This window comes from Sphingobium sp. TomTYG46 (assembly GCF_055396345.1).
The window spans coordinates 549,469-562,159 of sequence record NZ_AP027325.1; the positions used below are offsets into that span (position 1 = coordinate 549,469).

15 protein-coding genes are annotated in these 12,691 nt (G+C 64.5%); 13 read left to right on the plus strand and 2 right to left on the minus strand.

Features of this window, described 5'->3' with window-relative positions; translation table 11 throughout:
• Nucleotides 1-2: 2 nt before the first annotated feature.
• The 12 genes from ACZ5YV_RS15785 to ACZ5YV_RS15840 all read left to right on the plus strand — a co-directional run bounded on the left by ACZ5YV_RS15785 (nt 3) and on the right by ACZ5YV_RS15840 (nt 10,400).
• Nucleotides 3-1,034, plus strand: a complete 1,032-nt coding sequence (locus tag ACZ5YV_RS15785) for an acyl-CoA dehydrogenase family protein (protein WP_464789334.1) — start codon at nt 3-5, stop codon at nt 1,032-1,034.
• Complete coding sequence (locus tag ACZ5YV_RS15790; RefSeq protein WP_464789335.1) at nt 1,027-2,178, plus strand: acetyl-CoA C-acetyltransferase; 1,152 nt, start codon at nt 1,027-1,029, stop codon at nt 2,176-2,178. Before ACZ5YV_RS15785 ends, ACZ5YV_RS15790 begins: the two co-directional genes overlap by 8 nt.
• Nucleotides 2,179-2,192: 14 nt before the next feature.
• A complete protein-coding gene (locus tag ACZ5YV_RS15795) occupies nt 2,193-2,843 on the plus strand; it encodes a gamma carbonic anhydrase family protein (protein WP_464789336.1) in 651 nt (216 codons plus the stop codon).
• On the plus strand, nt 2,840-3,286 hold the full coding sequence (locus ACZ5YV_RS15800) for a nuclear transport factor 2 family protein (RefSeq protein WP_464789337.1): 447 nt from the start codon (nt 2,840-2,842) through the stop codon (nt 3,284-3,286). Before ACZ5YV_RS15795 ends, ACZ5YV_RS15800 begins: the two co-directional genes overlap by 4 nt.
• A gap of 13 nt (nt 3,287-3,299) precedes the next feature.
• Entirely contained in the window at nt 3,300-4,205 is a 906-nt protein-coding gene (locus ACZ5YV_RS15805; RefSeq protein WP_464789338.1) for an SDR family oxidoreductase, read from the plus strand.
• Nucleotides 4,205-5,281 carry an acyl-CoA dehydrogenase family protein gene (locus ACZ5YV_RS15810; RefSeq protein ID WP_464789339.1) on the plus strand — a complete coding sequence of 359 codons (1,077 nt, stop codon included), beginning with the start codon at nt 4,205-4,207 and terminating at the stop codon, nt 5,279-5,281. The genes ACZ5YV_RS15805 and ACZ5YV_RS15810 overlap by 1 nt, the downstream gene beginning before the upstream one ends.
• The gene (locus ACZ5YV_RS15815) at nt 5,278-6,069 is read left to right on the plus strand and encodes an SDR family oxidoreductase (RefSeq protein WP_464789340.1); all 792 of its coding nucleotides are present in this window, start codon (nt 5,278-5,280) and stop codon (nt 6,067-6,069) included. The genes ACZ5YV_RS15810 and ACZ5YV_RS15815 overlap by 4 nt, the downstream gene beginning before the upstream one ends.
• A 2-nt stretch (nt 6,070-6,071) precedes the next feature.
• The gene (locus ACZ5YV_RS15820) at nt 6,072-6,536 is read left to right on the plus strand and encodes a MaoC family dehydratase (RefSeq protein WP_464789341.1); all 465 of its coding nucleotides are present in this window, start codon (nt 6,072-6,074) and stop codon (nt 6,534-6,536) included.
• Nucleotide 6,537: 1 nt separating this feature from the next.
• Nucleotides 6,538-6,978 carry a nuclear transport factor 2 family protein gene (locus ACZ5YV_RS15825; protein ID WP_464789342.1) on the plus strand — a complete coding sequence of 147 codons (441 nt, stop codon included), beginning with the start codon at nt 6,538-6,540 and terminating at the stop codon, nt 6,976-6,978.
• A gap of 15 nt (nt 6,979-6,993) precedes the next feature.
• Nucleotides 6,994-8,196, plus strand: a complete 1,203-nt coding sequence (locus ACZ5YV_RS15830) for an acetyl-CoA C-acyltransferase (RefSeq protein ID WP_464789343.1) — start codon at nt 6,994-6,996, stop codon at nt 8,194-8,196.
• A 3-nt stretch (nt 8,197-8,199) separates the two neighbouring features.
• Nucleotides 8,200-9,372, plus strand: a complete 1,173-nt coding sequence (locus ACZ5YV_RS15835) for an acyl-CoA dehydrogenase family protein (protein ID WP_464789344.1) — start codon at nt 8,200-8,202, stop codon at nt 9,370-9,372.
• 80 nt (nt 9,373-9,452) lie between these two features.
• Nucleotides 9,453-10,400, plus strand: coding sequence for an alpha/beta hydrolase (locus ACZ5YV_RS15840; RefSeq protein WP_464789345.1), 948 nt, complete (start codon nt 9,453-9,455; stop codon nt 10,398-10,400).
• Nucleotides 10,401-10,600: 200 nt separating this feature from the next.
• Here the strand turns inward: ACZ5YV_RS15840 and ACZ5YV_RS15845 are convergent, their stop codons facing one another.
• A complete protein-coding gene (locus ACZ5YV_RS15845; protein ID WP_464789346.1) occupies nt 10,601-11,083 on the minus strand; it encodes a nuclear transport factor 2 family protein in 483 nt (160 codons plus the stop codon).
• Nucleotides 11,062-12,150, minus strand: coding sequence for a DUF1214 domain-containing protein (locus tag ACZ5YV_RS15850; protein WP_464789347.1), 1,089 nt, complete (start codon nt 12,148-12,150; stop codon nt 11,062-11,064). Before ACZ5YV_RS15850 ends, ACZ5YV_RS15845 begins: the two co-directional genes overlap by 22 nt.
• A 103-nt stretch (nt 12,151-12,253) precedes the next feature.
• On the opposite strand from ACZ5YV_RS15850, the gene ACZ5YV_RS15855 reads away from it, so the two are divergent.
• Complete coding sequence (locus ACZ5YV_RS15855) at nt 12,254-12,655, plus strand: VOC family protein (protein WP_464789348.1); 402 nt, start codon at nt 12,254-12,256, stop codon at nt 12,653-12,655.
• The last annotated feature ends 36 nt before the right edge of the window (nt 12,656-12,691 follow it).

The following is a 12,691-nucleotide window of genomic DNA, read 5'->3' on the forward strand; positions in this document are numbered from 1 at the left end:
AGATGGACTTCACCCTGAGCGACGAACAGCTGATGTTTGCAGAGACGGCGCGGACGCTGTTTGCGGACAGCTGCACGCCCGACCATTGGCGCAAGATGATGGAAGCCGGGGTCGCGCGCGACGATGCGCGTTGGGCATCGATCGTCGAAACCGGCCTGACCTTGGTGCTGCTGCCCGAAAGCGCGGGCGGCATCGGGCTGGCGGAAGCCGACTTTGCCCTGATCGCACGGGAAGCGGGCTATGTCGCGCTGCCCGAACCGCTGGTCGAAAGCGCAGGCGTTGCCGCGCCGATGCTGGCCGCGCTGGCGCCTGATCATGCATTGCTGAGCGACCCGGTGGCCACTATCGCGATCCAGCATCCGGCCAATCCCTATGTCGCCAATGCCGACAGTGCGGCGGCGATCATCCTGCATGGCGATGGCGAGGCGTATCTGGTGACGCCCGACCAGGTGACGCTGACGGCGCAGCCCAGCATCGATCCCTTCCGCCGCCTGTTCAGCGTCGAGTGGAACAAGGACAAGGCGACGGCGCTCGGTAAGGCTGACTGGGACCTGGCGCTCGATCGCGCGGCGCTGTTCAACGCGGCGTTCGGGCTGGGGCTGGCCCAGCGGTCGGTCGATCTGGCGGTCGAATATGCCAAGGAACGGCAGCAGTTCGGCAAGCCCATCGGCAGCTATCAGGCGGTCAAGCATCACCTTGCCTCCGCTCAGGTCGCGATCGAGTTCGCCAAGCCTGTGGTCGCCGCCGCCGCTGCGGAAATCGGCGCGCGCGACGTGCAGGCCCGCGCCCGCGTCAGCCATGCCAAGCTGGTGGCGCTGGAAGCCGCCGACAAGGCCGCCCGCGCATCGATCCAGGTGCATGGCGCGATGGGGTACAGCTGGGAAGTCGATGTCCACCTGTTCCTGAAGCGCGCCGTCGCGCTGACGCAGACATGGGGCACGCCCGCCTATCACCGTGCGCACATCGCCGCGCGCATCTTTAGCCAGCCCATGGGGCCGGACCAGACTTTTGCCCGGGAAAATGAACATGCCTGAAGCCTATATCGTCGACGCCGTTCGTTCGCCCATCGGCCGCAAGAAGGGCAGCCTGGCGCAGGTGCATCCTGCCGATCTGGGCGCGCACCCGATCCGCGAGCTGGTCAAGCGCACCGGCATCGATCCGTCGCGCGTGGACGATGTGGTGTGGGGCTGCACCGAAACCATCGGCGGACAGGCGGGCGACATCGGCCGTACCGCTTGGCTGGTCGCTGGCCTGCCTGAAGAAGTGCCCGGCGTCACCGTCGACCGCCAGTGCGGATCAAGCCAACAGGCCGTGCATTTCGCCGCGCAGGGCGTGATGAGCGGCACGCAGGACCTGGTCGTCGCGGGCGGCAGCCAGGCGATGAACCAGATTCCGATCATGGCCGCGATGATCGCAGGCGCGCAATATGGATTCGACAGCCCCTTCCACGGGTCGAAGGGCTGGGTCGAGCGCTATGGCATGGAAGAGGTCAACCAGATCAAGTCCGCCGAGATGATCGCCGACAAATGGGGCATCAGCCGTGAGGCGATGGAGCAGTTCGCGCTCGCGTCGCACCAGCGCGCGCAGGCCGCCTGGGACAATGGCTGGTTCGACAAGGAAGTGGTGGCGCTTGAGGGCCTGGCCAAGGACGAAACCATCCGCCCCACGACCTCGCTTGAGGGGCTGGCGTCGTTGAAGCCGGTGAATGAAGGCGGGATCATCACCGCAGGCGTCGCCAGCCAGAATTGCGACGCCGCCGCCGCGCTGCTGATCGCCAGCGAGCAGGCCGTGAAGGAGCATGGTTTGAAGCCCCGCGCGCGCATCCATCATCTGTCGGTGCGCGCCGCCAACCCGGTGTGGATGCTGACCGGCCCCATTCCGGCCACGCAATATGCGCTGAAGAAGGCGGGCATGTCGATCAGCGACATCGACCTGTTCGAATGCAACGAAGCCTTTGCCAGCGTCACCATGGCGTGGATGAAGGAACTGGATGTCCCGCATGAGAAGGTTAACGTGCAGGGCGGCGCGATCGCGCTGGGCCACCCGATCGGCGCGACCGGCGCGCGGTTGATGACGACGCTGCTCAATGCGCTGGAGCGCACGGGTGGGCGCTATGGCCTGCAGACCATGTGTGAAGGCGGCGGCCAGGCCAACGTCACCATCATCGAGCGGCTCTAAGGGACCCAGCCCCCATGCCCGCCTACGCCTATCAGGGGATCACACCCGTCGTCGACCCGACCAGCTACGTCCATCCGCTGGCGTCGCTGATCGGTGACGTGATCGTGGGGCCGGGCTGCTTCATCGCGCCGGGCGCCTCGCTGCGCGGGGATTTCGGGCGGATCGTGGTGGAAGGCGACAGCTCGATCCAGGACAATGTGTCGGTCCATGCCAACCAGCTGCGCGACACGATCATCAAGCGCGGCGCGACCATCGCCCATGGGAGCATCATCCATGGCTGCGAGATCGGCGAAAATGCCCTTGTCGGCATGAACGCGGTGATTTTGGACAATGCGGTGATCGGCGATGAAAATCTCGTCGCCGCCCTTGCCCTTGTGAAGTCCGACACGGTGACCCCGCCGCGCAGCCTGGTCGTCGGCAATCCGGCCAAGGTGGTCAAGACGTTCGAGCCGCATCAGGTCACCTGGCGCAACAATGGCGAGGGGGAGTATCAGAAACTCGCCCGCGCCGCGCTGACTGGGCTGGTCGAGGCCGAGCCGCTGCGCGCAGCAAGCCCGGAGCGGCAGGCGCAGCGCGTGGCGTCGGACGCTGTCGCCGTGCGCCTGACCGGCGAAACCGCGCAGCATCGCGAACGCCAGGCGGCGCAGCGAGAGGGTCAACCATGAGCAGCGCCACCGCCATCACCAACCTCCTCTACCGCTATGCGGAGCTGATGGACGCAGGCGACCTTGAAGCCGTCGCCGCCCTGTTCGAACGCGCCCGGATCAAGACTGGCGGCGGCGAGACGGTCGAGGGTTCCGCGCCGATGCTGGCGCTCTGGCGCGCCCATGTGCGCATCCATGACGATGGCACGCCGCGCACCAAGCATGTCATCACCAACCCCATTATCGAGGTGGACGAGGTGGCAGGCACCGCCACCTGCCGCTCTTACTATACCGTGTTTCAGGCGACCCCGGACCTGCCTTTGCAGGCGATCTGCGCGGGCCGCTATCATGACAGCTTCACCTACATGGATGGGGCATGGCATTTTTCCGGGCGGGATTATTCCCTGCTCGATCTGGTGGGGGACCTGAGCCAGCATCTGCTGATCCCCGTCGCAGCGCAATGAAGGAGTAAGGCAAGTGGGTATCTGCGAAGGACGTGTTGCGATCGTGACCGGGGCGGGCAATGGGCTGGGCAAGGCCTATGCGCTGGGCCTCGCCGCGGAAGGCTGCAAGGTCGTGGTCAATGACCTTGGCGTTGGCACTCATGGCGAAGAAGGCGCGACCAAGGGCGCGGCCGAGCAGGTCGTGGACGAGATCAAGGCGATGGGTGGGCAGGCCGTCGCCAACACCGACGATGTCGCCGAATGGGACTCGGGCAAGAGGATGGTCGAACAGGCGCTCGACAGCTTCGGCGCGCTTCATGCCGTGGTCAACAATGCAGGCTTCGTGCGCGACCGCATGTTCTTCACCTGCTCCCCCGAAGAATGGGACGCGGTGATCCGCGTCCATCTGCGCGGCCATTTCTGCACCTCGCGCCATGCCGCGGAATATTGGCGCGCGCAGAGCAAGGCGGGCAACCCGGTCGATGCGCGCATCATCAACACGACCTCGGGCGCAGGCCTGCAAGGATCGGTCGGCCAGTCGGCTTACTCGACGGCCAAGGCCGGGATCGCCGGGCTGACGCTGGTGCAGGCCGCCGAGCTGGGGCGCCTTGGCATCACAGCCAATGCGCTCGCCCCCAATGCCCGCACCCGCATGACCAATACCGGCGCGTTCGACATGGAGGCGAAAGAAGGCGAGTTCGACCTGTTCGCCCCGGAAAACATGGCGCCGCTGGTCGCCTATCTGGTCTCCGAACAGTCGAAGGGCGTCACCGGCCAGGTGTTTGAATTGAAGGGCGGCCAGGTCTTCCTGTCGCAGGGCTGGACCGACAGCCCCGCCTTCGACAAGGGCGCGCGGATTGAAGCCAGCGAGATGGACGCGATCGTGCGCAAACTCCTCCAAACCCGCGAACCGGCAAAGCCCGTCTACGGAGCCGCCTGATGGACTTCGCGCTCAGCGACGACCAGCGCGCGATCCAGGACGCCGCGCGCGACTTCCTGACCGATGCCGCCAACCCCGACGTCATCCGCGCCGCCGTCGAAGGGACGAGCGGCTTTGACGAGAGCCTGTGGGACAGCCTTGGCGAGATGGGCTTTACCGGGCTCATGATCCCGGAAGGCCTGGGTGGCCTGGGCCTGGGCGCTGTCGAAATGGCGCTGGTCCTCGAAGAAACCGGCCGCGTCCTTGCGCCCGTGCCCTTCTTCGAGACCGCCGTGCTCGCCGTGCAGGCGGTGCTCGCGGCAGGCAGCGAGGAACAGAAGGCGGCGCTGCTGCCCCGCCTCGCGTCGGGCACGCGCGCAACTTTCGCTGGCACAGCAAGCCGCCCCACTCTCGCCAATGGCCGCCTCACCGGCACGGCGCAGTTCGTGACCTTCGGCCATGTCGCGCAGCTGATCATCGTCGCCACCGCTGACGAGAGCCTCGTCGTCCTCGAAGCCGACACCCCCGGCCTTGTCATCGAGGCGCTGCCCGCGCTCGACCGCACCCGCCGCTTTGCTTGCCTCACCTTCGATTGCGCCGTCACCGACGCCATGGTGCTGGGCGCGCCCGGCAGCGCCAAGGCGGCGATCGAGCGTACCCTCACCATCGGCGCCGGGCTACTTACCGCCGAGCAAACCGGTGGCATGCAGTACAGCCTCGACGCCACGGTCGATTATGCCAAGCAGCGCGTCCAGTTCGGCCGCCTCATCGGCTCCTTCCAGGCCTATAAGCATATGCTCGCCGACATGATGCTGCTCGTCGAAGCCTCGCGCTCGGCCGCCTATTATGCCGCCGCCGCGATCGACGATAACGGCGAGGAACTGGCCGAAGCCGCCCACGCCGCGCGCGCCTATGTGTCGGACGCCTATTGCTCGGTCACGGGCGATGCCATCCAGCTCCATGGCGGCATCGGCTTCACCTGGGAACATCACGCCCACCTCTATTTCAAGCGCGCCCGCGCAACCGCCAGCTGGCTCGGCACGCCGGACCAGCATCGCGAAGCGCTCGCCAAGATCATCATGAAGGACGCCGCATGACCCCGACCTCGCCCGTTCCCCCCTATCCCACGCCCTTGGGGCTTCTCAAGGGCAAGACCGTGGTCGTGACCGCGGCCGCTGGCACCGGCATCGGCTTTGCCGCCGCCAAGCGCGCGGCGGAAGAAGGGGCCAGGCTCCTCATCAGCGATTTCCATGAACGCCGCCTCAATGAAGCAGCCGACCGCATCGCCGATGAAGCCAAGGTCGAGCGTCCCGCCACCTTCGTGTGCGACGTCACCAGCGAGGAAGCCGTGCAGGGCTTGCGCGACGCGTCGCTTGGCCATCTCGGCAAGGTCGATGTCCTCATCAACAATGCAGGGCTGGGCGGCGAGGCCGATATCGTCGACATGACCGACGAGCAGTGGGCGCGCGTGTTCGACGTCACCTTGACCTCGCTGTTCCGCATGACCCGCGCGTTCCTGCCCTCGATGTACGCCAACAAGTCGGGCGTCATGGTCAACAACGCCTCGGTGCTGGGCTGGCGCGCGCAAAAGGGCCAGGCCCATTATGCCGCCGCGAAAGCCGGGGTCATGGCCTTCACCCGCTGCGCCGCGATCGAGGCGGCCGAACATGGCGTGCGCATCAACGCGGTCTCGCCCAGCCTTGCCATGCACCCCTTCCTCGCCAAGGTGACGACGCAGGAGGCGCTCGACAAGCTCGTCGAGAAGGAAGCCTTCAAGCGTCCCGCCGAGGTCTGGGAAATCGCCAATGTCATGATGTTCCTCGCCTCCGACCTCTCCTCCTACATGACCGGCGAGATCGTCGCGGTCTCGAGCCAGCGGGCGTAAACATGGCGACCATCTTCGAAAACCCGCGCGATCTCCTCGGCAAGGAGGGCACGAAGCTCGACACGTCGGAGTGGCTGACGATCGAACAGTCGCGCATCGACGCCTTTGCCGACTGCACCGGCGACCATCAGTGGATCCATGTCGATCCGGTCCGCGCCAAGGACGGTCCCTTCGGCGCCACCATCGCCCATGGCTATCTGACGCTCAGCCTCGTCAACCTGTTCATGCCGCAGATCGTCGAGGTCCGGCGTTTTTCCGCTGGGGTCAATGTCGGCATGGACAAGACCCGCTTCCTCAATCCGGTGGTGGTCGGCTCGCGCATCCGCGGCACCGGCGAAATCGTCTCGGTCGAGGAAGTCAAGGGCGGCGCCATCCAGGCGGTGATCCGCGTCACCGTCGAGATCGAAGGTAAGGACAAGCCCGCCTGCGTGGTCGATACCATCAACCGCTATTTTCCCGAAAGCTGACATGAGCCGGGGCACCATCCTCGCCTGCGCCCTTAGCCTTCTCGCCACCCCTGCTGGAGCAAGACCCATGCCCGATCCCGTCAAGATGGAAGCCGCCGTCCACGCATATGTCGCCGCGTTCGAGGCCGGTAGCGCCGACCAGGTCGCCACCCTATATGCGCACGATGCGACCGTCGAAGACCCGATCGGCTCGCCCATCCACAAGGGCCGCGAGGCGGTTCGCGCCTTCTACGCTGAATCCATGAAGACCGGCGCGAAATTGAAGCTCGAAGGCCCCATCCGGGTCGCGGGCGACTATGCCGTCTTCCCCTTCTCGGTGAACCTCAACTTCGACGGCGGTCCCAAGCGCATCGACGTCATCGACACCTTCCGCTTCAACGAAGCCAATGAGGTCGTCGAAATGCGCGCCTTCTGGGGTCCCACCAACATGCACGGTTTTTGAGTAAAGGATTGTTCGATGCGTGAAGCAGCCATCATTTCCACCGCCCGCACGGGCGTCGGCAAAGCCTATCGCGGCGCGTTCAACGACACCGAAGCGCCGTTCATGTCCTCCCATGTGGTCGATGCCGCCATCGCCCGCGCCGGGATCGATCCCGCCCGCGTCGATGACGTCTATCTGGGCGTTGCCAACCAGTGGAACACGCAAAGCTATAATGTCGGGCGCCTGACCGTCCATGGCTCGGTGCTGCCCGACACCACCGCCGGTTTCTCGATGGACCGCAAATGCTCGTCCGGTTTGAACGCGCTGGCGTTCGCCGCGCGCGGCATCATCGCCAACGAGATCGACTGCGCCGTCTCGGGCGGCGTGGAAAATGTGTCGCTCACCATCGACAAACATTATCCCGCCTTCCGCAACCGCTCCGAGTTCATCAAGGCGCGCGATCCCAACGCCTATATGGTGATGATCGAGACCGCCGAGATCGTCGCCGAACGCTATGGCATCAGCCGCGAGGACCAGGACCGCTTTGCCGCCCAGTCGCAGCAGCGCGCCGCCGCCGCCCAGGAAGCGGGCAAGTTCGATGACGAAATCGTGCCGATCACGGTCACCAAGGCCCTCTTCGACAAGGAAGGCAATGAGACCGGCAAGGAAGAGCTGACCCTCACCAAGGACGAGGGCATCCGCGCTGGCACCACTTATGAAAAGCTCGCTGAATTGAAGCCCGTGTTCAAGAACGGCACGGTCATCAAGGAAGGCAAGCATGTGACGGCAGGCAACGCCAGCCAGCTCTCCGACGGCGCCTCGGCCCAGGTCGTCATGGACCTTGCCACCGCGCAGAAGGAAGGCCTCCCCATCCTAGGCATCTATCGCGGGTTCCAGGTCGCAGGCTGCGGCGCGGACGAAATGGGCATTGGTCCTGTGTTCGCCATCCCCAAGCTGCTCGAGCGCACCGGGCTCAAGATCGACGACATTGGCCTCTGGGAACTCAACGAAGCCTTCGCCAACCAGGCGATCTATTGCCAGCGCACGCTCGGCATCGATCCTGAGAAGCTCAACGTCAATGGCGGTGGCATCGCCATCGGCCACCCCTTCGCCATGACCGGCTCGCGTCTGGTCGGCCATGCCCTGATCGAGGGCAAGCGCCGCGGCGTCAAATATGTGGTCGTCTCCATGTGCGTCGCGGGCGGCATGGGCGCGGCCGGTCTGTTCGAGGTCGCCTGATCCATGCAACTTGCCTTCGCCCCTGAACTCAAAGCCTTCCGCGAGGAGGCCGCCAGCTGGCTCAATGAACAGCTTAGCGGTCCCTTCAAGGCCATTCGCGGCCAGACCAATCAGGTCGACAATGTCGAGGAACGCCGCGCCTGGGAAGCGGCGCTGGGCGAGGCGCGCTGGAGCGTCATTGGCTGGCCCGAGCAATGGGGCGGGCGGGGTGCCTCGATCGCGCAGCAGATCATCTTCGCCGAGGAATATGCCCGCGCCAAGGGTCCGCCCCGCGCCGGGCACCTTGGCGTCGAGCTGCTCGGGCCGACGCTGATCGCCATGGGGACCGAGGAGCAGAAGGCCCGGTTCCTGCCCGACATCGCCACCGGCAAGGCGATCTGGTGCCAGGGCTATTCCGAACCCGGCGCAGGCTCCGACCTTGCCAACGTCAAGACCAAGGCGCGCCTGGAGGGTGACCGCTACATCATCGACGGGCAGAAGATCTGGACCTCGATGGGCACGATCGCCGACTGGTGCTTCGTCGTTGCCCGCACAGAGCCCGGCAGCGTCGGCAACAAGGGCCTCTCCTTCCTCATGGTCCCCATGGATCAGCCCGGGGTCGACGCCCGCCCGATCCGCCAGATGACCGGCGAGGCCGAGTTCGCCGAGGTGTTCTTCGATGGCGCGCAGGCGCTCGCGATCGACCGCATCGGCCAGGAAGGCGAAGGCTGGAAGGTCGCCATGGCGCTGCTCGGCTTTGAACGCGGGGTCTCCACCCTCGCCCAGCAGATGCAGTTCAGGAACGAACTGGACGACATCATCGCCATCGCCAAGGCCAACGGCAAGGCACAAGACCCGCTCGTCCGCCAGAAAATCGCCACCGCCCATGCGGGCCTCAAGATCATGCGCTACAACGCCCTGCGCATGCTCTCCGGCGGCGAAGCCAACCCCGAACTCACAGGCGCCGCCTATACCTACAAACTCTACTGGTCCCGCTGGCACGTCGCATTGGGCGACCTCGCCATGGCGGTCATGGGCCAACAGGGCGAAATCGGCATAAACGACGAACGGTTCGACAGCCTCACCACCATGCACCTCATGTCCCGATCCGACACCATCTATGCCGGAACCGACCAGATCCAGCGCAACATCATCGCTGAACGCGGATTAGCTATGCCAAGAGAACCTAGAGGGTGAGGAATATTCAGTGCGTCGCTCTGGCGGCGCTCTGTGTGAATTAAAGAAGAAGATGCACAATTGAAACGAGGAGAATAGAGATGCCGCTAGACCCGCAGCTTGAGGCCATGTTCGCCAGTCAGCCGGAATGGCCGCCGATCCGGACTGTTCCGGTTCCTGCGTTGCGGGAGGCGGTGCGGTCGAGTTCGATCCAGCTGCCGCCCCCTGCTGTATCCCTTGCCTCGATCGCCGATCGGACCATTGCGGGTCCGAACGGTGAGATACCGGTGCGCATCTATACGCCCGAGGGCGCGGGACCTTTCCCGGTCACTGCCTATTTCCATGGCGGCGGGTTCGTGGTGGGCGATCTCGACACGCAGGACATGATCGCGCGCGGACTGGCGGCGGGTGCGGAGACTATCGTGGTGTCCGTCGACTATCGGCTCGCGCCCGAACATAAGTTCCCGGCGGCCTTCGAGGATTGCTGGGCCGCGACGCAGTGGGCGGCGGCGCATGCGGCTGAACTGGGAGGCGATCCCGCCCTGATCGCCGTCGCTGGCGATAGCGCGGGCGGCGTGCTGGCGAGCGCCTGTGCCCTTCTGGCAAGAGACGCGGGCGCGCCCCGTATCGCGGCGCAGATCAACTGGTATGGCCCCGGCATCCATCCGATCCCGGAAGAGGGGTCCGCGCTGGAATTTGCGAATGGCCCGGTGCTGCGCCTGGAAGATGCGCATTATTTCTGGGAACTGCACATCAAGGACGACAGCGATTACGACGATTTCCGCGCCAGTCCGATGAAGGCGACGAGCCACCAGGGCCTGGCGCCCGCCTTTATCGCCAGCGCCGAATGCGATCCCATTCGCGACGCGGTGGAAGCCTATGGCCCGGTGCTGGAAAAGGCCGGGGTGGAAGTCCAAGTGAAGCGCTATCCCGGCATGGTGCATGGGTTCGTGTCGTGGATCGGTTTCCTGCCGGGTGCGCAGGAAGCGATGGCGGATGCCTGCGCCTTTGCGAAAAAGCAGTTCGCCGCCGCGCGCCAGACTGCCTGAACCGCATGAGGCGAAGGGCGGCGCCCCAAGTTGGAGCCGCCCTTCGCCAAAGAATGATCCTGTCCGAGTGATCCTCATGCCGGGCACGATCCGGGGGCGCTTCTAGCTGATGCGAACGAGCAGCGGGACCCCGGATCAAGTCCGGGGTGACGAAAGAAGCGGATGCTTCGATGTAAGGCGATCACGCCCGTTACCCGCCGCTATCGTCCACCGATCAGCGCGCGGGCATCGGCCGATCCGTCGAGCAAACGGTTGATGCGCCGCGCCACCTTCCATTCCGTGCCGAGCCGCACGAGATGCCAAATATTGGCGGAGGCGCGGTGGGCTTCCCATATATCGCCCGCCTTGCGGAATACGACGGAATAGGTCCGCGCGGTTGCCCTGTCGCCGTCCAGATCGATGACCGGCGGGCTAAGGACATGGGCGGCGCCGCCATGGATCAAGCTCTGGTGGCTTTCACCCTCCAGCAAAGCCTGGATCGCGGCACGGCCGGTGTAGCTGCCGAACCCGCCGACTTCGTAGACGCCATCCTCGGCCCACAGAGCGGCGGCACCCGCGCAATCGCCCGCGTCCACCAAAGGGCCATAGCGCGCGATCAGGTCGCGTATCGCCTCCCTGTCTTCCAATATGACGATACGCGCGGAGAAGTCAGCCGAGGCGATCAGAGCTTTACGACCTTGCATTGCGGCACCGGATGCTCGTCCGCCTCGATCCAGCGCCAGAGGCCGGTGCCCTTGCGGTGACCGGACAGGTCGATCCAGTTGCCGTAGCCGGGGTCCTTGTCGGCGCAGACAAGGATGACGCTGCCGTCCTCCTCATATTTCGCCTTCGCGCCGTTGACCCATACCTTACGGTTCACATGGTCCATGGATTCCATCCACCAATTGTCGATCTGGAAGTTCCAGAAGCGGCAGCGCGGTGGTTTAGCCGTGATGACCAGCGCCTCATCGGGCGCCAGATCGTAATAGATATGTCCGTACCAGATTTTCGGGTCACCCCCGGCGCGCTGGTAAACCGGCTGTTCCTTGCCATCATAGATGCGGTTGGGCTGTTCCATGAACCATTGCGACCAGTCCGCGAAGGTGTTCGCGGTTCCGCGCACCCATGCAGCAGCGCCGTTAAGCTGCGTTTCGATCGTTTCGGGCGCCAATATGACGGGGACGGCAGGCCCCTCGCTGATCCGTTCGATATGCACGTCCGCCGCGACTTCAGCACGCTTGTCATTGAAGGTCTGACGGATGATCAGCAGCGTCGTGTCGTCCGCCATCGGCAGCCAGTTGCCCGGCTTTTGCGTCTTGCTGACAATGATCTCGAAGCTGCCATCCGGCCCGACCTGCATGTCGGCAAGTTCGATCTCCCCCGTGGAAGCCATCGTGCCATCGATGGCGTAACGGTTTGCCTTCGACCCGATCGAAAAATAGGGCACGCTGTTCCGCTTGCCGGTGATGCGATAGTCGCGATCACCCCGGACGACGATTTGCTGATAAAGATTGTCCGGATTATCGGCCCCGATCTTAATCGCGTCATCGGTCAGCAGGAAAATGCGCGGAAAATCCGGATCGCTGGAATCGACCAGCATGTTGAGCGCCGTCCGCGTCAGCCGGGAAAGATAACGCAATCCCTCTGCCTGGTCGATCGCGGTGCCGGGCGCGCTGGGGCGGTCCAGAACGTCGCCCGCCTGCGCCAGCTGGTCGCAGAAAGTCCGCCAGACTGCCGACAACCGCACTTCTCCACCTTCCTGTCCGGTCACCCTACTCTCCTATATGCGTATTAGATGGATTGGTTTACGCCATTTTCAGGCGCTGATATGGAGATTGTCTCACATAAATGCGTAACATGGAAGGGGTTGAGGAATGGCTGCATTAGCCTTCAGTTTCACCAAGATCATCGTTGGGGATCTTGCCGCCGCCGAACGCTTTTACACCCAGCTGTTCGGCCTTGAGGTGGTGGGATATATCAATCTTGGCGAAGGCGAAGCGTTGATGAACGAGGTAATCCTCAAGACTGCTGGCGCCCAGCCGCCCGCCCCCAACTTCATTCTGGTCAGCTATCCCAACCGGAATTGCCCCGCCACCGGAGAGGCGACGACGGGGTTCGTGGTGGAGGATCTTCACGCGACCCTGGCAGCTGCGACCGCCGCCGGTGCGACGATCGAACTCGGTGCGACCGACGTACCCGAACATGGTTTGCAGATGGCCTATATCCTCGACCCCCAAGGCCACAGGATCGAGTTGCTACAGATGCTGAACGCCTAGGATGTGGGGGGATTGAATGATCGTCACCTTAGAGTC